This is a genomic window from Cedecea sp. VD22, assembly GCF_037150195.1.
In the GTDB taxonomy this organism is placed as follows: Bacteria; Pseudomonadota; Gammaproteobacteria; order Enterobacterales; family Enterobacteriaceae; genus Cedecea.
Window position 1 is genome coordinate 1 of the sequence record NZ_JBBCPX010000007.1, and the last position, 15,111, is coordinate 15,111.

Below are 15,111 nucleotides of genomic sequence, written 5' to 3' on the forward strand. Positions count from 1 at the left end.
CGATCAACAACCTGTTTGACTGCTTCAATTTTAAACTCTTCAGGATAACGCTTACCGCTCATGGGCACCTCTCTTTAAGTCATTTTAAATGACTCTGAGGTGTCTGTTAAACCTGTGGCGATTCACTAAAAGCAAATTCTCATCTTTATCTGCCATATTTCACTGTACTGAAAGGGCTGTTCCTCCTGAGGGAGGAACAGCCCTTTTTCTTTTCTGCCCGATAAGGCGTTTTCCCTACGATTGAAGGTAAATGTGCCCATGTACCAGAGCGAAAGGTATCGATGGCAGTGTGAAGCTCAGTCGTGTCCTTTGGGGAATGGCTTAGAACATGCCACAGCTTGTTTTATGGTTCTTTTTGTCATCCTTCAGGCCTTGTCAGGAAACCAAAGGAACTTTTTATCTTAAGGAACAATTATGTTTGTATTCAATCTGCCCTCTGTATTTCCCGCAAACGAACAGCGGGTGATCCGGCGTGCGTTGCGATTACTGGAGAAATACCAACGGCAACCGGGTGAACAATTTCTCTCCACCTGCTTCACCAAAACCTGGCTCCAGCTACAGCTCGCTCATCAGGAACGAGAAGTTTTTATCGTGATGTATCTCGACAACCAGCATCGTTTGCTTGAGCGGGAAATACTGTTTACCGGCACACTCAGCCATATCGAAGTCCATCCCCGAGAAGTGGTTAAATCGGCCCTGAGGCATAACGCTGCTGCGGTCATTCTGGCCCATAACCATCCCTCGGGTTCGGCAGAAATCAGCCAGCAGGATAAACATATTACTCAGCGGATTGTGAAAGCGCTGGCACTGGTAGACGTGCGGGTACTGGATCACCTTGTGGTTGGCAATGACGTGGTTTCTTTTGCTGAGCTGGGTTTGCTTTAAACGGAGGTCTTCTGGCGTCCAATAATATCGTTTTAGTTATTCTTCTCTCAGGACTCAACTTATGCACATCTTATCTGTACCGGCCACGGTGCCGGTTCCATCACGCCTGCCGCCCGTCCAGGTCTGGCAGCAGCTGTTAACGTATCTGCTGGAACACCATTACGGTCTTACACTCAACGATACGCCATTCCATGAGGATTCCGTCATCCAGGAACATATCGAGGCAGGAATAAGGCTTGCCGATGCGGTGAACTTCCTGGTTGAACGTTATGAACTGGTACGCACTGACCGCAAAGGGTTTACCTGGCAGGAGCAAACACCCTTTCTGACGGCTGTCGATATTCTCAGAGCCAGGCGAGCGACGGGATTAATAAATACTTAAATTCTTCGAGCTTCACTCCTGATTTATACCTCCAGACTTCTCTCCTTTTTTATTCACCGCATAATGCACCTGCCACTTCCGGCAGGCGTGTTTGCTTTTATGGACGATTAACTATGCAGACAGAACCCGACGTATTAACGGATCACAATGACCTTATCCTTTCGACAAATATTGAACGTGTAGTCACTGGCCGTGATACAGCGCTGGTCCAAATTGAGCAACTCATCCGGCAACTTGATGCTATATCAGGGTTAACGGCCGAGATCGGCGGGGGAACTGCGCAAGACTGGGCCATGAAGTCAGGGCACCGTTACGATAGCTGGCTGACAGAAAAGACTGATAAAGCGATGCCGGTAATCACCCGTAATATCGACCGCAGTATCTGGCGTGATTTGATGCTGAAGTCCGGCATGATGGCCTTGATGGATGCACAGGCGCGTGACCAGTGGCATAAAAATCTTGAGGAAGGCGAGCTACCGGCTATTAGTGAGGAGAATATTCTCAGCACCTTTGAACAGTTACATCTCAACAAAATGGATGTCTTTGAACGTGGCGTTATTAATGTCTTCAAAGGCCTGTCGTGGGATTACAAAACCAATAGCCCATGTAGCTTTGGTAAGAAGATCATCATAAACAGTCTGGTGACGCATAACCGCTGGGGGTTCAGCCTGAACTGGGGCTGGCGACGTGATCAACTGGCGGACCTGGAAAGAATGCTGTTTTTACTGGATGGCAAACCTATTCCCGACAACCGAGGTGATGTCTCTACCCGATTGATGGAACATATTCGCGATAATCCGGCGAAGGATGCTTACGAGGATGAGTTTTTCAGTATTCGTTACTTTCAGAAGGGAACAGCGCATCTGACATTTAAGCGTTTGGAGCTGATAGAGAGGATGAACGACATCATCGCCAAGCATTATCCGGACATGTTAGCTAAGCCCCGTTGAAGCGGAGGGTTTCAATTGGTTCCTGCTGGAGAAAATGGCTTAAAAATGGGAATATATGCATTGTTATAACTCATTGATTTTACATGGTAGCTAACTAAAATTGATTGAGTATACAAGTGAGTATACAAAGCAACATTTTATTGGTTTATATTTATGTAATTCAGTGTATTAGGTTGATTTGGCGAGTCCGGCCTTCGCCACATATAAGTGGTTTGTCCCAAAACTTTTACGACCAGGCAATCACTGAGACGAAGGCATTAACTCCCGATTCCCGCGAAGAGATCTCTCACGATCTCCCCATCAGCCCCAACATACCGCTCAGGCCATATCTCACTCGGGTGAACCTCAAGCGCCTTAGCAATCAAAAACTCACCTTTCGGCCAAGGTCGCATAAGTGCATTTGCCAGCGCTGAAGAAACCAAGCCTGATTCTCGTGAAAGTGCTGCCAGGGATGTTCCTTTCTTGCGTAAACCGGCGATGATATCCGCCGGATGCCAACCTTTAGTCATGATTCCCTCCAACTATTAATTTAACGGTTATTTCTTAGTTCGGTAGCTAACTTAAAAGAAAAAGAAATCGCTGGATATTACGCAAACGTAGTTTTATCCTCATGAGAAGTAGAACGAGATAACGCTATCTTTCGATATTGATTTAATAATTCATATACATGACTTTTTAATTGGTAAAGATATTTGATGGGTATTGTTTAAATAATAAATTACGTTCTATGAAAAATTATTTCAAAACTTGCTTTCCTTCATTAACGAACGCTGACTTGTGATCATTATCTGAATTTTTACTATTTAAGAATAATCTTCCGACTGGGTGTTATCTTTTGTTATCACGGTGTAGTACGGTGGATAATTAATGATAACACGAAAAAGGGATTTTTAATGACAGTTGGTGAAAGGACAAAACCTACATCGGGAACACCTATAACTCCCGGGGGAGTCAGGCAGTTAACATTAAGTGAGATTGCATTAGCTAAGACACTTTATGGTAACAGTATCAATTACAGCAGGGTTTGGGTTCATAGGAAAAGTTATCTTCCCTTCAATCTACAGCCAGTTGGTGTTGCCATGAGCCCAAATGGAGAGATGTGGTACAGGGAAGGTACATATTCACCGGATTTTTCGTTAGAGAAAGAGATACAAAAAAAGCACTTATTCATGCATGAGATGATGCATGTATGGCAATCCCAAAAAGGGATGTTTGTAAGAACAAGAGGAATGTTCTCCCGGTTCGTCGATTATAGCTATAGTCTGGATAAAGCTGATTTACTTCGCTACGGATTAGAACAGCAAGCATCAATAGTCAGTGATTATTGGTTATTGTTAAATTATGGCTTACAGGGTCATAGCGACTTGCATGAATATCGTAATTACAATGTTAATGAACCTGTTCATTCATTGATCTCAAGATACAAATCGATTTTAAAGGGGTTCCCCGGGTGAGGAAAATAGCGTCTATATTTACGGTTGTCATTATGCTTACAGGTTGCCCAGGGGGTAAACCTGCGCCACAGGCAAGATATACGTACATCAATGAAGAAAAGCTCTGTTTCAGCGTTGATAAAAATGATGTATTGAATTATTACCGAATAGAAACAACTCAGGAAAAAGGATACACCGTAATAAAAAATGATGAAGGGCTACATCTAACATATCCCGATAATTGTATCAATGTGAAATGGAAGTACGGCTATAGCTATGCGATTTCTTATGGCCTGAATGATAAACGCTATATACACCGATTTTTTATTGACAACAATGGGCAGCTCACCAATATGGACTATTAATAATGTCTTTGCCTGCTTATTTCTTTATAGCAAAAATGGAATGTAAATTGTAGGTGATTATATACTGCCTGCCGGGGGCTAAAAATCTGTAAGCAGAATCTAAAAGTCAGTGAATTTTCTTGGGAATGAACCACACGATCGGTGCCGGATTAAACAGGGAATGGATTATGCCAAACAACTCGGTTATTTAGATCTGCACTGTGCGTTAACCGTTGTACTGTTATTGCTGGTTGCTGGTTGCTGGTTGCTGGTTGCTGGTTGCTGGTTGCTGGTTGCTGGATATGCGGTATATCAGTATTACTTCAATGGCTCGCCGAATGAGGTGTTTTTCGCCCGCCAAAAAGTCACCGATGCTACGTTCTTATATATTACCCGCTACAACGGCGGAGGCGCTACGGTTTCGGATGTCTATCGCTATTATCTGGACGGCAATCTATCTGGCGATCCAGTGGAGCATCTGAAGAATCGTGCCCCGTTTTTGATATCAGCAGTAAGCAATGCGAAGGTTACGGGTTATGGCAGCCACGTTAACGTCACGCTCACCGGTCGTGTGTATTCGTTTACCAACTCTGACTTGTTCTATTCCGATGGCGTCGCGATTATGCCGGTTATCAGCTTTACGGCTAACGGCAGTCGTTATAATTCCCGCACCAATCGCGCCGGGCTCCCAACATAAACCCCAGCCACCAGAATATCTTTCGTCACCACGCTGCCTGCGCCAATCACCGCGCCGCTGCAAATATGCTCCGTCAGGATAGTGCTGCCGCTGCCTATGGTAACGTTATCGCCGAGGGTAATGGCTATCCAGTTCTCCGGGTTGGGGTCTGGCCTGCCGCTGCGAAACAGGTCGTTGGCGAAGGTGACGCCGTGGCCGATAAAGCAGTTTTTGCCGGTGGTGACATTTTCGCACAGGAACGAGTGGGACTGGACGCGGGTACCAGAGCCGATCATGCAGTGGCGCTGGATCTCAACAAAAGGCCCGACGAATACGCCGCTCTGCAGCGTGCATTCGTAGAGGTTGACCGGCTCCACAATGGTGACGTCGTCGCTGGCAATTACGTCGCGGATACCGCTTTTTAGTATTTTCATAGTGGTCTGCCCCGGTGAATAGAATGAATTTTATTGAGCATAACTCATGGGCTTTTATGATCCCAATTTATCGTAGAGCCATTGGTGGCGATATAAATCAACATTTCTGATATGAACAAAATCGCAATTAAGAAATCTGAATTCAGACTCTTAATAATGTACAACATTTACACAGTGGCAAGCGACTGTTTATCATGCCTGGCTACCGGGATGGAAGAGACAACAATATACAAGGACGTGATTTATGTCGGCCTTACAATTTCCCTGCAAGATATTTGAAACCCAGAAAAAGATGGATGATAAAAACGCCAAAGATATGAAGTCCGGCGATCTGTCCGAAATCGATCTGAAGGCAAAATTCCACCTGACAGATATTTCTACAAGTGTAAATCCTTACACGTTGACGGAGATCCCTTCATATGAGCATCCGATGGTGCAGTTCTTTCTCCCTAAGAAGGAGGTAAAAAAACTGACAAAATGGGAGTGTGCTCGCATCCTCTTTGATGAGTTCCGGTATTTATCACGTCCTTTTTCGAGGGACGGTCCTTACACATCTTTGATCGAACTAATGATCACGCACATGCAAAAGTGTGGCGGGAAGTCTTTCTGTCATCCATTACTGAACAGTGCGCTGAAGGAGCAAATATTGAGCGATCGCTCGGAGGAAAACAGTACGCGGCTCCGCCTAAAGGTACTAATATTGACTGGGATAGAAAATGCTATCCAGCAGAACAAAAAAAGGATCTGAGTGAGGCTATTATGAACGGCAGGCTGCCAAAATTCGATCGTCTTCGAGATCGGGTGAATGGCATGGGGATTACCGTGCATGATACCTGGGCAACGCATATCACAATTAAGTCCCTAGCGATTGATAACGAAAAATATCACGCTGAAATTCACTATAAAGTTCAGGATCATTTTGGATTGGATGATGATGATATTTTAAAAATAAAATTCAAAAACATTCGATTATTTCGCATATGGTTTGTCCTGCAACGCTACAGCGAGTTTGCCTTCAAACCCTTTATTACCAATATGGAAGCCACTATTCATATTATTGGGAAGCGCAATGGAATTAAAAAATAAAATAATAATTAGCCTGTTATTATCTGGTGGTGTTTTTTTAGAGGGTTACTTATGGTTGTTATTTCGTCCGGTAGAAATTATTGCCGTACACCAGAGAAATAGCTATAGCGATGTCTTAGTAAGTAACTTTCCTTTTACTAACAAAGGTAAAATAGACTGGTGGTTGAAAAATAAAGAAATGCTAAAGACGAAGTATGATATTCCTAAGCCTTCATCCTACGGTAGTTCTAGTGTTGTTTTTTGGCTGTTTAATGATGGTTATAAAGAAGAGGGGAAATATGATCGGCTTTGTTTCAATGATATGGCAACAAAAGGAAACTGCATTGATAAAAACACAGTGCTTACTGTCGGTAATAGCAAGAGGTATGGAACCAGATTTACTCTCTCCGATGGGATTTATCGAATTGATGAAAATGGCAGGGTTATAAAAATCAATAAATAATGGTTGGTTGTACGGCAGAGATATTGATAAGAAATTTTAATTATAAAGGTTTAATAAGCATGACAGTACCCGAATTGTTGAGACGTAGTATACAGGGACTAAAATTTCTAGCTGGCGGTCTATTGGCTGGATACTGCTTATGGTTAGCATTTCGACCGGTAGAAATTGTTGCTGTTCATCAGAGAAATAGTTACAGCGATGTATTAGTGGAAGGTTTTCCTTTTACAAAAAAAGGGAAAGTACACTGGTGGTTGAAAAACAAAGCCATGCTCAAAGAAAAATATGGTGCTCCAGGGCCAGAGAAGGATGGTTTTTATGTAATTACATTTTGGTATTTTGGGGACGGTTATGTAGAAACGGATGGTTACGATCGGCTATGTTTTGACGATCTGGATCCACCGTTAAATTGCATCGATAAAGATAAAGCTTTTACGGTGTGGCAGGATAGATATAAAAATACAGTAGTTATTTTTCGTGATGGTCAATATCGATTAAGCGAAAAAGGGGATCTGATAAAATATCAGTGAACGCCCGTTCCCCTGAAGACAACTCCGTCAGCACAAAGCCCCGGCCTTTCAGACAGGACTTTGCATGCCGCTACTTCGTATAAAACTTATAAGTCGCCGTATAAGGCACTTTCAGCGTCGCGCCAAAGGTCGCCGGGTCGCAAACCGTGGGGCCGGTTACGCCGCCACGAGTTTCCACGCGCTGGATGTTGCTCACGTTGGCAAACAGGCCTGGCTGCGTTTCGGAAGCGCCGGTCAGCAGCAGCCATGGAATCGAGCCTTTATCTTTCGACGGGCGAGTGGCGCTTAGCGCTCCGGCCACCACGCTGCCGTCCGTCCCCTGTCAGTGTGGGCCGTCGAAGTGTTTGCCGACGAGGTGCTTCAGGCCTTTGTCGCTGAACATAACCGGCTCAATCACGGTAACGTCTTCGCTGGCAATCACGTCGCGGATGCCGCTTTTCAGGATTTTCATCTTGGTTTGTCCTGGCGAATAAAGTGGTCTCCATTAGACAGAGGTCACTGCCCAACGGCCACAACTTTTTGCAATCACCGGCTACATAACATTTTTTTATCCCATAAATTTCTAAGCGCCAAATTCTGACTATCGAAAAATAAGAAATCGGGACATAGATTATATTGAGCGTTGGTTTTATGCTGTGGAAAAGCAAACCTTAAGGAAAAGGAATGAGCGCACAGGCGGAAGAGGGCAGCCTCAGAAGAATGACATTGGGCGAAATTGCAATGGCTCGCCGGGTTTTCGGAGATTCAATTTCTTACAGCCGAGTATGGATTCATTGCGACAGCTATCTCCCGTTCGGCCTGCAGAAACAAAACTACGCGATGACGCCAAACGGAGAATTGTGGTACCGCAAGACGATGTATAAAGATGATTTCTCATCTGGCAGCGTCTTTCTTGAAGATAAATATGTTTTTATCCATGAGCTGGGCCATGTGTGGCAACATCAACACGGGCAATGGGTAAGGCTAAGGGGGGCTTTTAGCTGGGCGGCTGAATATACCTATAAATTAGATAAAGAGGCGCTAACAGATTATTCCCTGGAGCAGCAGGCCTCCATTTTAGCGGATTACTGGCTGTTATTGGTTTATGGTATAGACGCGTGGTCCTACTACCAAAGGCCCGGGCGGATGGGGAAATACAGAGGTACAGACAGTAGCCGTGAAGTTCCGGTGCTGTATCGCAAAATAGTCACAGGGAAGGTGAGAACAACGCTATGAGAAAATGTTTGTTAGCCGCTGCCGTGCTCTTGCTGGCCGGGTGTCCTGGTCCGGGCGACAGAATGGTGCCGCGTCAGCCTGCAGAAGTCGTGGCCAAAGGTAATATTGTTTGCGTGGTGTCTCCTCTTGGCAGCGGCGAGCGCATAACGGCCGTACAAATTAACGAAGGGCATGGGAACGTGCAGTACAAGACTTTCGATGATGCTCCAGTTTATGTCGCGAAGGGAGACTGTCTGCCCGCCTTTGGTTTTACCTTCTCTCCCGGCAAAAAATACTCAGTCGCTTACGATGTAAAATCTGATAATTCTTCCTCTCATCTGGTCACAGCAGAGTTTTCTATCACGGAGAACGCTTCCGGCGGAATAAGTATTCAGCACCCGAATTAGTGCTTACTCTCTGAATTGATCCCAGCAGCATAAAGCCCTGGCAGTAAGGCCAGGGCTTTATGCTGCTACTTCGTATAGAACTTATAAGTCGCCGTATAAGGCACTTTCAGCGTCGCGCCGAAGGTCGCCGGGTCGCAAACCGTGGGGCCGGTTACGCCGCCGTGGATGTCCACGCGCTGGATGCTGCTCACGTTGGCGAACAGGCCCGGCTGTGCGTCTGAAGTGCCGGTCAGCAGCAGCCACGGAATCGAGCCTTTATCTTTCGACGGGCGAGTGGCGCTTAGCGCGCCGGCCACCATTTTGCCGTCCAGCATGCCTGGCCCGCAGTTCGGATTAGTGTACACGTGGAAGCCGTGAATGCCCGGCGGCAGGCCTTTCAGGGTACCGGCTCCGATCTAGCAGTGGCGCTGGGGAGCGACGTAAATCAACATCTCTGATATGAATAAAATCCCAATTAAGAAATCTGAATTCAGACTCTTAATAATGTACAACACTTACACAGCGGCTAAAGACTGCTTATCATGCCTGGCTACCGGGATGGTAGAGACCAAAATATACAAGGACGTGATTTATGTCGGCATTGCAATTTCCCTGCAAGATATTTGAAACCCAGAAAAAGATGGATGACAAAAACGCCAAAGATATGAAGTCCGGCGATCTGTCCGAAATCGATCTGAAGGCAAAATTCCACCTGACAGATATTTCTACAAGTGTAAATCCTTACACGTTGACGGAGAGCCCTTCATATGAGCATCCGATGGTGCAGTTCTTTCGCCCTAAGAAGGAGGTAAAAAAACTGACAGAATGGGAGTGCACTCGCATCCTCTTTGATGAGTTCCGGTATTTATCACGTCCATTTTCGTGGGACGGTCCTTACACATCTTTGATCGAACTAATGATCACGCACATGCAAAAGTGTGACGGGAAGCCCTTCAGTCATCCATTACTGAATAGTGCGCTGGAGGAGCAAATATTGAGCGATCGCTCGGAGGAAAACAGTACGCGGCTCCGTCTGAAGAAAGTTTTTGATATCCAAATTGATTGGGAGCGTAGATGTTATCCTGCAAAATATAAAAATGAGCTAACAGAAACAATTATGAACGGAATACTACCAAAATTCGATCGTCTTCGGGATCGGGTGAATGGTATGGGAATTACAGTGCATGATACCTGGGCAACGCATATCACAATTAAGTCCCTAACGATTGATAACGAACAATATCACGCTAAGGTTCACTATAAAGTTCAGGATCATTTTTGATTGGATGATGATGATATTTTAAAAATAAAATTTAAAAGTATTCGATTATTTCGTATATGGTTTGTCCTGCAACGCTACAGCGAGTTTGCCTTCAAACCCTTTATTACCAATATGGAAGCCACTATTCATATTATTGGGCGGCGAAATGCAGTTAAAAAATAAAATGATGGTGGGTTTTTTCTGTCTGGCTGGATGTATAGTGGCGGTATACTGCTTATGGCTGTTCTTTCGATCTGTTGAAATCGTCGCTGTTAATCAGAGAAATAACTACAGCAGTATTTTGGTCAAGAACTTCCCGTTCACAGACAAAGGTAAGATTGACTGGTGGTTAGAAAATAAGGATGCACTTAAAGCAAAGTATGATATTCCAAAGCCTGCATCTTATGAGGCTTTTACTATCACTATTTGGCTTTTTAAGGATGGCTATAAAGAAGAGGGTAAGTATGACAGGCTTTGTTTTGATGATATGAATACCAAAATAAACTGCATTGATAAAAACTCTGTTTTTACTATAAGGAAAAGTAAAAACAGAGGAATTACATTTACTGTGGATGATGCTATTTATCGAGAGGAAGAGAACGGTAAGATTGTCAGGCTTGAATATTAGAATATAATGTCTGCAGTTTTGAATAAACAGAAAATGCTTTATATTTTAGTCAGTTTTTTGGAGTGATTAAATTGAAAGGTAACATAATAAGGGGACTGAAATTTCTAGCTGGCGGTCTATTGGCAGGATATTGCTTATGGTTAGCATTTCGACCGGTAGAAATTGTTGCAGTTCATAAGAGAAATAGTTATAGCCACATTTTAGTGAAAAACTTCCCCTTAACAAATAAAGGTAAAGTACACTGGTGGTTGAAAAATAAAGATATGCTCAAAGAAAAATATGATGTTCCAGGTACAGGGAAAGATGCTTTTTTGAAATTATATTTTGGTATTTTGGGGACGGTTATGTAGAAACGGATGGTTACGATCGGCTATGTTTTGACGATCTCGAGCCACCGTTAAATTGCATCGATAAAGATAAAGCTTTTACGGTGTGGCAGGATAGATATAAAAATACAGTAGTTATTTTTCGTGATGGTCAATATCGATTAAGCGAAAAAGGGGAGCTGATAAAATATCAGTGAACGCCCGTTCCCCTGAAGACAACTCCATCAGCACAAAGCCCCGGCCTTCCGACCAGGACTTCGCAGGCTGCTACTTCGTATAGAACTTATAAGTCGCCGTGTAAGGCACTTTCAGCGTCGCGCCAAAGGTTGCCGGGTCGCAAACCGTGGGGCCGGTTACGCCGCCACGGGTGTCCACACGCTGGATGCTGCTCACGTTGGCGAACAGGCCTGGCTGGGCCTCTGAGGTGCCGGTTAGAAGCAGCCATGGAATCGAGCCTTTATCTTTCGACGGGCGAGTGGCGCTTAGCGCGCCGGCCACCACGCTGCCGTCCGTGGCCTGCCAGTGTGGGCCGTCGAAGTGTTTGCCGACGAGGTGCTTCAGGGCTTTGTCGCTGAACAGATCGGCTTCCGGGGCCTGGAATACCCAGCTCCCGGTTTTGGCTTCGGCGTCCGCCGCCGCGCAGCGGTAGATCTGCACGCCTCGGGCATAAAGCTCGGTTTGCAGGTGCTCACCTTTGGGCGCGTCGATGGAGGTATCAGCCGCGTTCGCCAGGGTCGGAAGTCCGCCCATCATCAGCGTGAAGCACGCCGTCGTTAAGAAGCGCTTGCTCATGACGTCACTCCGCAAACCATACGCGCACCGCCGCCGCCGAGCATTGCCGGATGGTCAGAGTGGTTGTCGCCGCCGGCGTGGATCATCAGCGAGTGGCCTTTTAAGTCTGACATGCGCAGGCGAGGAGCCAGCACCGGATAGGTCGCGGTACCGTCGCTGTCGACGTACAGCGCAGGCAGATCGCCGAGGTGGCCGTTGCCCCACGGGCCTTCATGTTTGCCGGTGTGGGCCGGATCAAGGTGGCCGCCCGCCGCCAGGCCAGCCACCATTTTGCCGTCCTGCATGGCGGGGCCGCAGTTCGGATTAGTGTGAACGTGGAAGCCGTGAATGCCCGGCGGCAGGCCTTTCAGGTTCGGCGTAAAGACCACGCCGTACTGGGTGGCGTGGTATTCAATGGTGCCCGCCGGGGTGGAAGTGCCGCTGGCGTCGACGGTGTTCATGGCGACAGTGGCGGCCTGTGCCAGCCCGGTGCAGGCGAGGGCGGTAATACTCAGCGCCAGTTTTAATGTTTTTAACTTATTCATCGTTTAACCCCGTACTTTTATTAGAAGGTGCAAAAAACAGATGTCGCAAAATTTTGTGCTGCGGGCTTATACGCGGCAGTCAGCTGGTTATAACAAACTGTTTTGCGAGTTGTTTGATTGCTCTGATAGGTAAAGTTGTGGGTTGAAATTCAGCGTGAAGATTTTTAAAAATAATATTTTCATGAGGTTATCCTGTGGTCTTGAGCGATTAAAGGGAGCGGCCTGAATGAAAATAAAAACGGATAAGGCAGTAAAAAGAGAGAGTGAAAAAGACCTGCTAACGATCGTTAAAAATTATCTCGCTGCTGTGCCTGAAATAAAGTGTAGATGAATACGCTGAGGGAGTTGAAAGCGGTCGCTGAAAATCGCGAGATTTTTAAAAAGCTTTTTATTTTCATCCGGCTTGATAAATGAGATATATCTGAACGGGAAAAAGGGCCGCTAAGCGGCCCTTGATGTGAATAAAACGATTCAAGCCAGAGGCCGGGAGCCGATCGAGCGGGCGCTCTTGATCCACGCCATGGACCCCATCACCGCAATGGCCGTCAGCAGGATGTACTCGAGCGACATGGCATATACGCCCTGAATGGCGTAAATCACCACGCTAATCACGTCGATAACCACCCAAAGCAGCCAGTTTTCGACGTATTTACGCGTCATCAGCACCATCGCGGCAATCGACAGGATTAGCATCGCGGAGTCCCACAGCGGGAAGGCATCCGGCTGGAGCTGCGGCATCTGAACCGGGACGCCAAGACTCTGCATAATGCCCACTGCGATGTGGGTCAGCACGGCGAAGACCGGGTCGATAAAGAAGGTCATCAGCGCGATGGCAACCAGGCAAACCGCCGCCAGCGTGAACGCCTTGCTGCGCGGCAGCCAGCGGATCTTCAGCGCGGCCTCGTTGGCCTCGTTCTGGCGGCTCCACGCGTACCAGCCGTAAAGGTTGGCGGCGAAGAAGAACACCTGCAGCAGCAGGCTGGCGTAAAGCTGGATCTGGAAGAAGATCGCCGCAAACAGCGTGACGTTAATCAGGCCGAACAGGTAGTTGATGATCTTCTCTTTGCTGGCGAACCAGATGCAGAGCAGGCCGAAGACGGTGCCGATGGCCTCGATCCACGAGAGCGCGTAGCCGCCCTCGCCGAGCGGAATGGTGACCATCACATTCTTAATGCTGAAGAAATCCATGATTACTGCTCCTGGCTGTCAAGGTAGAGCGCTTCGAGGGCGAGTAAAATCTCGCGGGATTCACCCTGCAGGCAGGAGTGTTCCTGCTGCTGGTAGTTGTTAATGCCTTCTTCCAGATTGCCGCTGTGCTCAACCACCACGTTAAGCACGGAGGCGATGCGCAAACCGCGCAATGCGCCAACTACCATCAACGGTGCCGTTTCCATATCCGCAGCCAGAATGCCCTTGCCGGACCAGAACTGGTTAATCTCGTCTTCGCGTTCGGTGTAGAAGCTGTCGTGGCTGCGCACATAGCCGCAGTGGCTGGCGTAGCCCTGGTGCTTGGCCTGCTGAGTCAGGTGGTGCACCAGGCCGATGTCCGCGCAGGCCGGGTAGCCTTTGTCGATGTACATCTGGCTGGTGCCTTCGTCCCGCACGGCGGCGGTGGCGATCACCAGGTCGCCGAGGCGGATGTGGTTTTGCATCGCTCCGCAGCTGCCGATGCGGATGAGATTGGTGACGCCAATCTGGCGCAGCTCTTCCACGGCGATGGCGGTAGAAGGCCCGCCCATGCCGGTGGACATCACCAGCACTTCCACGCCGCGGAACCAGCCGCGCAGGGCGCGATATTCCCGGTTGCTGCCGAAGTCTTCCACGTTGTCCAGAAACTGCGCGACGTGTTCCACGCGTTTCGGATCGCCCGGCAGGAGCGCATAACGGGCGTGCGTCATCTCCCGGCTGAGCCGGATATGGGGCTGGAGTTGGGTCATGATAGTTACCTGGCGTTAAACGAGCCATTTGGGATGGCTCAGGATTGGCTGCTGTTATTTAATGTTCGGCGTGCTGGCGCAGGCGCTGAGGGTCGAGAACCTGAATCTGCTCGCCGTGAATCGCAATGATATTGTCTTCCCGCAGTTCGGATAAAATGCGGTTAATGCTGCGCGGAGCCACCGCAAACTGCTCGCTTAATTGCTGCTTATTAAGCGGAATACTGCCCTGTATTTGCTGGTATTTCTGCCACAGCACCAGGCAAAGACGCTGATGTAACGAATAAAGAATGTCTTCCCCGGCCTTTTTGGAGAGCTGATAATATTGATCGCTCACGGCCTGTAATATTTTTTGATTAAAGTAATTGTCTAACCCCAGCCAGCGAATAAACTCTTCCCGCGTCAGCACTAAAAGCGCCGCGTCGCTAACCGTTTCTACCGAGCAGATGTATTGCCGTCGCTCGAAGATTTCCAGCTCCCCCAGAATGTCGCCTTTTTTATAGAGCGCCTGGGAATATTTTCGCCCGTCGTCGGCGGTGGTGAAAACGTCGATTTCCCCTTTAACAATCAGGTGGAATTCATCGCAAATTTCCCCCTGGCGAAAAATCAGCGAGCCGCGTGGGTAATGTTTTAGCTGCCAGCTGCGCAGAATATCCAGCGGGCAATACTTCAGCAGCTCATACAGCACCGGGTCGCCGGTCACGCGTTCAATGACGTTCAGCCAGTCGCCGGGTCTGTTCTCGTTTTTCATGCTGTTCACTATAAAATTTCCCGTCAAATAAGGACAGGACGCCCGTCCCGCGTTGCCCACAGATTAGCGTGAAAACTGCCAGCGGGATCTTAAATCCGCATCGTGGCCGGGACATTTGTCCCGCCAGGGCGCAGGTGGGGTGGGCGATTTGTTTGT

The 15,111-nt window shown here is 47.4% G+C and carries 21 protein-coding genes and 3 pseudogenes; 14 read left to right on the forward strand and 10 right to left on the reverse strand.

Going from position 1 to position 15,111, the window contains the following annotated elements:
• The first annotated feature begins 414 nt into the window (after positions 1 to 414).
• The 3 genes from radC to WFK85_RS13990 all read left to right on the forward strand — a co-directional run bounded on the left by radC (position 415) and on the right by WFK85_RS13990 (position 2,217).
• Positions 415 to 885 carry a RadC family protein gene (gene radC, locus WFK85_RS13980; RefSeq protein ID WP_336708609.1) on the forward strand — a complete coding sequence of 157 codons (471 nt, stop codon included), beginning with the start codon at positions 415 to 417 and terminating at the stop codon, positions 883 to 885.
• 61 nt (positions 886 to 946) lie between these two features.
• Positions 947 to 1,267 (forward strand): TA system toxin CbtA family protein, encoded by a 321-nt coding sequence (locus WFK85_RS13985; protein ID WP_336708611.1) that lies wholly within the window; start codon positions 947 to 949, stop codon positions 1,265 to 1,267.
• Between the two features lie 113 nt (positions 1,268 to 1,380).
• Positions 1,381 to 2,217 (forward strand): DUF4942 domain-containing protein, encoded by an 837-nt coding sequence (locus WFK85_RS13990; RefSeq protein ID WP_336708612.1) that lies wholly within the window; start codon positions 1,381 to 1,383, stop codon positions 2,215 to 2,217.
• Between the two features lie 257 nt (positions 2,218 to 2,474).
• Here the strand turns inward: WFK85_RS13990 and WFK85_RS13995 are convergent, their stop codons facing one another.
• Positions 2,475 to 2,726: a helix-turn-helix domain-containing protein gene (locus tag WFK85_RS13995; protein WP_336708613.1), complete on the reverse strand. Its 252-nt coding sequence runs from the start codon at positions 2,724 to 2,726 to the stop codon at positions 2,475 to 2,477.
• A gap of 384 nt (positions 2,727 to 3,110) precedes the next feature.
• On the opposite strand from WFK85_RS13995, the gene WFK85_RS14000 reads away from it, so the two are divergent.
• From WFK85_RS14000 to WFK85_RS14010, 3 genes are all read left to right on the forward strand, one after another.
• Entirely contained in the window at positions 3,111 to 3,671 is a 561-nt protein-coding gene (locus WFK85_RS14000; protein WP_336708615.1) for a type IV secretion protein Rhs, read from the forward strand.
• Entirely contained in the window at positions 3,668 to 4,015 is a 348-nt protein-coding gene (locus tag WFK85_RS14005; protein ID WP_336708617.1) for a putative T6SS immunity periplasmic lipoprotein, read from the forward strand. The genes WFK85_RS14000 and WFK85_RS14005 overlap by 4 nt, the downstream gene beginning before the upstream one ends.
• 160 nt (positions 4,016 to 4,175) lie before the next feature.
• On the forward strand, positions 4,176 to 4,691 hold the full coding sequence (locus tag WFK85_RS14010; RefSeq protein ID WP_336708619.1) for a hypothetical protein: 516 nt from the start codon (positions 4,176 to 4,178) through the stop codon (positions 4,689 to 4,691).
• Here the strand turns inward: WFK85_RS14010 and WFK85_RS14015 are convergent.
• Positions 4,652 to 5,104 carry an acyltransferase gene (locus WFK85_RS14015; RefSeq protein WP_336708621.1) on the reverse strand — a complete coding sequence of 151 codons (453 nt, stop codon included), beginning with the start codon at positions 5,102 to 5,104 and terminating at the stop codon, positions 4,652 to 4,654. The two genes, WFK85_RS14010 and WFK85_RS14015, sit on opposite strands and share 40 nt — an antisense overlap.
• Before the next feature lie 292 nt (positions 5,105 to 5,396).
• Here WFK85_RS14015 and WFK85_RS14020 point away from each other — a divergent pair.
• From WFK85_RS14020 to WFK85_RS14030, 3 genes and pseudogenes are all read left to right on the forward strand, one after another.
• Positions 5,397 to 6,190: pseudogene (locus WFK85_RS14020) on the forward strand (YPO3983 family protein).
• Complete coding sequence (locus tag WFK85_RS14025) at positions 6,174 to 6,632, forward strand: DUF943 family protein (RefSeq protein ID WP_336708622.1); 459 nt, start codon at positions 6,174 to 6,176, stop codon at positions 6,630 to 6,632. Before WFK85_RS14020 ends, WFK85_RS14025 begins: the two are co-directional and overlap by 17 nt.
• A gap of 59 nt (positions 6,633 to 6,691) precedes the next feature.
• A complete protein-coding gene (locus tag WFK85_RS14030; RefSeq protein ID WP_336708623.1) occupies positions 6,692 to 7,159 on the forward strand; it encodes a DUF943 family protein in 468 nt (155 codons plus the stop codon).
• A 70-nt stretch (positions 7,160 to 7,229) separates the two neighbouring features.
• Here WFK85_RS14030 and WFK85_RS14035 read toward each other — a convergent pair whose 3' ends face one another.
• Both WFK85_RS14035 and WFK85_RS14040 read right to left on the reverse strand, forming a co-directional pair.
• A complete protein-coding gene (locus WFK85_RS14035; protein WP_336708625.1) occupies positions 7,230 to 7,460 on the reverse strand; it encodes a DUF3455 domain-containing protein in 231 nt (76 codons plus the stop codon).
• A 21-nt stretch (positions 7,461 to 7,481) separates the two neighbouring features.
• The gene (locus WFK85_RS14040; RefSeq protein ID WP_336708626.1) at positions 7,482 to 7,610 is read right to left on the reverse strand and encodes a hypothetical protein; all 129 of its coding nucleotides are present in this window, start codon (positions 7,608 to 7,610) and stop codon (positions 7,482 to 7,484) included.
• Between the two features lie 212 nt (positions 7,611 to 7,822).
• On the opposite strand from WFK85_RS14040, the gene WFK85_RS14045 reads away from it, so the two are divergent.
• On the forward strand, positions 7,823 to 8,374 hold the full coding sequence (locus WFK85_RS14045) for a type IV secretion protein Rhs (RefSeq protein ID WP_213715504.1): 552 nt from the start codon (positions 7,823 to 7,825) through the stop codon (positions 8,372 to 8,374).
• On the forward strand, positions 8,371 to 8,760 hold the full coding sequence (locus tag WFK85_RS14050) for a putative T6SS immunity periplasmic lipoprotein (RefSeq protein WP_166877930.1): 390 nt from the start codon (positions 8,371 to 8,373) through the stop codon (positions 8,758 to 8,760). Before WFK85_RS14045 ends, WFK85_RS14050 begins: the two co-directional genes overlap by 4 nt.
• 65 nt (positions 8,761 to 8,825) lie before the next feature.
• On the opposite strand, the gene WFK85_RS14055 is transcribed toward WFK85_RS14050, so the two are convergent.
• A complete protein-coding gene (locus tag WFK85_RS14055; protein ID WP_442892293.1) occupies positions 8,826 to 9,104 on the reverse strand; it encodes a DUF3455 domain-containing protein in 279 nt (92 codons plus the stop codon).
• A 227-nt stretch (positions 9,105 to 9,331) separates the two neighbouring features.
• Between WFK85_RS14055 and WFK85_RS14060 the strand changes: the two are divergent.
• From WFK85_RS14060 to WFK85_RS14070, 3 genes and pseudogenes are all read left to right on the forward strand, one after another.
• Positions 9,332 to 10,183, forward strand: a pseudogene (locus WFK85_RS14060) (YPO3983 family protein).
• Positions 10,167 to 10,628 (forward strand): DUF943 family protein, encoded by a 462-nt coding sequence (locus tag WFK85_RS14065; protein ID WP_336708628.1) that lies wholly within the window; start codon positions 10,167 to 10,169, stop codon positions 10,626 to 10,628. The pseudogene WFK85_RS14060 and the gene WFK85_RS14065 overlap by 17 nt, the downstream one beginning before the upstream one ends.
• Positions 10,629 to 10,693: 65 nt before the next feature.
• Positions 10,694 to 11,151: pseudogene (locus WFK85_RS14070) on the forward strand (DUF943 family protein).
• Positions 11,152 to 11,221: 70 nt separating this feature from the next.
• Here WFK85_RS14070 and WFK85_RS14075 read toward each other — a convergent pair.
• The 5 genes from WFK85_RS14075 to WFK85_RS14095 form a co-directional block, all read right to left on the reverse strand.
• Positions 11,222 to 11,746 carry a DUF3455 domain-containing protein gene (locus WFK85_RS14075; RefSeq protein ID WP_336708630.1) on the reverse strand — a complete coding sequence of 175 codons (525 nt, stop codon included), beginning with the start codon at positions 11,744 to 11,746 and terminating at the stop codon, positions 11,222 to 11,224.
• Entirely contained in the window at positions 11,743 to 12,270 is a 528-nt protein-coding gene (sodC, locus tag WFK85_RS14080) for a superoxide dismutase family protein (protein ID WP_008460845.1), read from the reverse strand. The genes WFK85_RS14075 and sodC overlap by 4 nt, the downstream gene beginning before the upstream one ends.
• 471 nt (positions 12,271 to 12,741) lie before the next feature.
• Positions 12,742 to 13,458: a nicotinamide riboside transporter PnuC gene (gene pnuC, locus WFK85_RS14085; RefSeq protein WP_336708631.1), complete on the reverse strand. Its 717-nt coding sequence runs from the start codon at positions 13,456 to 13,458 to the stop codon at positions 12,742 to 12,744.
• Between the two features lie 2 nt (positions 13,459 to 13,460).
• The gene (locus WFK85_RS14090) at positions 13,461 to 14,207 is read right to left on the reverse strand and encodes a nucleoside phosphorylase (RefSeq protein ID WP_336708633.1); all 747 of its coding nucleotides are present in this window, start codon (positions 14,205 to 14,207) and stop codon (positions 13,461 to 13,463) included.
• Positions 14,208 to 14,265: 58 nt separating this feature from the next.
• Positions 14,266 to 14,964, reverse strand: coding sequence for a Crp/Fnr family transcriptional regulator (locus tag WFK85_RS14095; RefSeq protein WP_442892294.1), 699 nt, complete (start codon positions 14,962 to 14,964; stop codon positions 14,266 to 14,268).
• Between the last annotated feature and the right edge of the window lie 147 nt (positions 14,965 to 15,111).

Bases quoted from the DNA above. Each gene is read 5' to 3' on its own strand.
- sodC (WP_008460845.1), bottom strand. From the start codon at position 12,270: ATGAATAAGTTAAAAACATTAAAACTGGCGCTGAGTATTACCGCCCTC.
- WFK85_RS14015 (WP_336708621.1), bottom strand. From the start codon at position 5,104: ATGAAAATACTAAAAAGCGGTATCCGCGACGTAATTGCCAGCGACGAC.
- WFK85_RS14025 (WP_336708622.1), top strand. From the start codon at position 6,174: ATGGAATTAAAAAATAAAATAATAATTAGCCTGTTATTATCTGGTGGT.
- WFK85_RS14065 (WP_336708628.1), top strand. From the start codon at position 10,167: ATGCAGTTAAAAAATAAAATGATGGTGGGTTTTTTCTGTCTGGCTGGA.
- WFK85_RS13985 (WP_336708611.1), top strand. From the start codon at position 947: ATGCACATCTTATCTGTACCGGCCACGGTGCCGGTTCCATCACGCCTG.
- WFK85_RS14000 (WP_336708615.1), top strand. From the start codon at position 3,111: ATGACAGTTGGTGAAAGGACAAAACCTACATCGGGAACACCTATAACT.
- WFK85_RS14045 (WP_213715504.1), top strand. From the start codon at position 7,823: ATGAGCGCACAGGCGGAAGAGGGCAGCCTCAGAAGAATGACATTGGGC.
- WFK85_RS13995 (WP_336708613.1), bottom strand. From the start codon at position 2,726: ATGACTAAAGGTTGGCATCCGGCGGATATCATCGCCGGTTTACGCAAG.
- pnuC (WP_336708631.1), bottom strand. From the start codon at position 13,458: ATGGATTTCTTCAGCATTAAGAATGTGATGGTCACCATTCCGCTCGGC.
- WFK85_RS14040 (WP_336708626.1), bottom strand. From the start codon at position 7,610: ATGAAAATCCTGAAAAGCGGCATCCGCGACGTGATTGCCAGCGAAGAC.
- WFK85_RS14030 (WP_336708623.1), top strand. From the start codon at position 6,692: ATGACAGTACCCGAATTGTTGAGACGTAGTATACAGGGACTAAAATTT.
- radC (WP_336708609.1), top strand. From the start codon at position 415: ATGTTTGTATTCAATCTGCCCTCTGTATTTCCCGCAAACGAACAGCGG.
- WFK85_RS14010 (WP_336708619.1), top strand. From the start codon at position 4,176: ATGGATTATGCCAAACAACTCGGTTATTTAGATCTGCACTGTGCGTTA.
- WFK85_RS14050 (WP_166877930.1), top strand. From the start codon at position 8,371: ATGAGAAAATGTTTGTTAGCCGCTGCCGTGCTCTTGCTGGCCGGGTGT.
- WFK85_RS14075 (WP_336708630.1), bottom strand. From the start codon at position 11,746: ATGAGCAAGCGCTTCTTAACGACGGCGTGCTTCACGCTGATGATGGGC.
- WFK85_RS14090 (WP_336708633.1), bottom strand. From the start codon at position 14,207: ATGACCCAACTCCAGCCCCATATCCGGCTCAGCCGGGAGATGACGCAC.
- WFK85_RS13990 (WP_336708612.1), top strand. From the start codon at position 1,381: ATGCAGACAGAACCCGACGTATTAACGGATCACAATGACCTTATCCTT.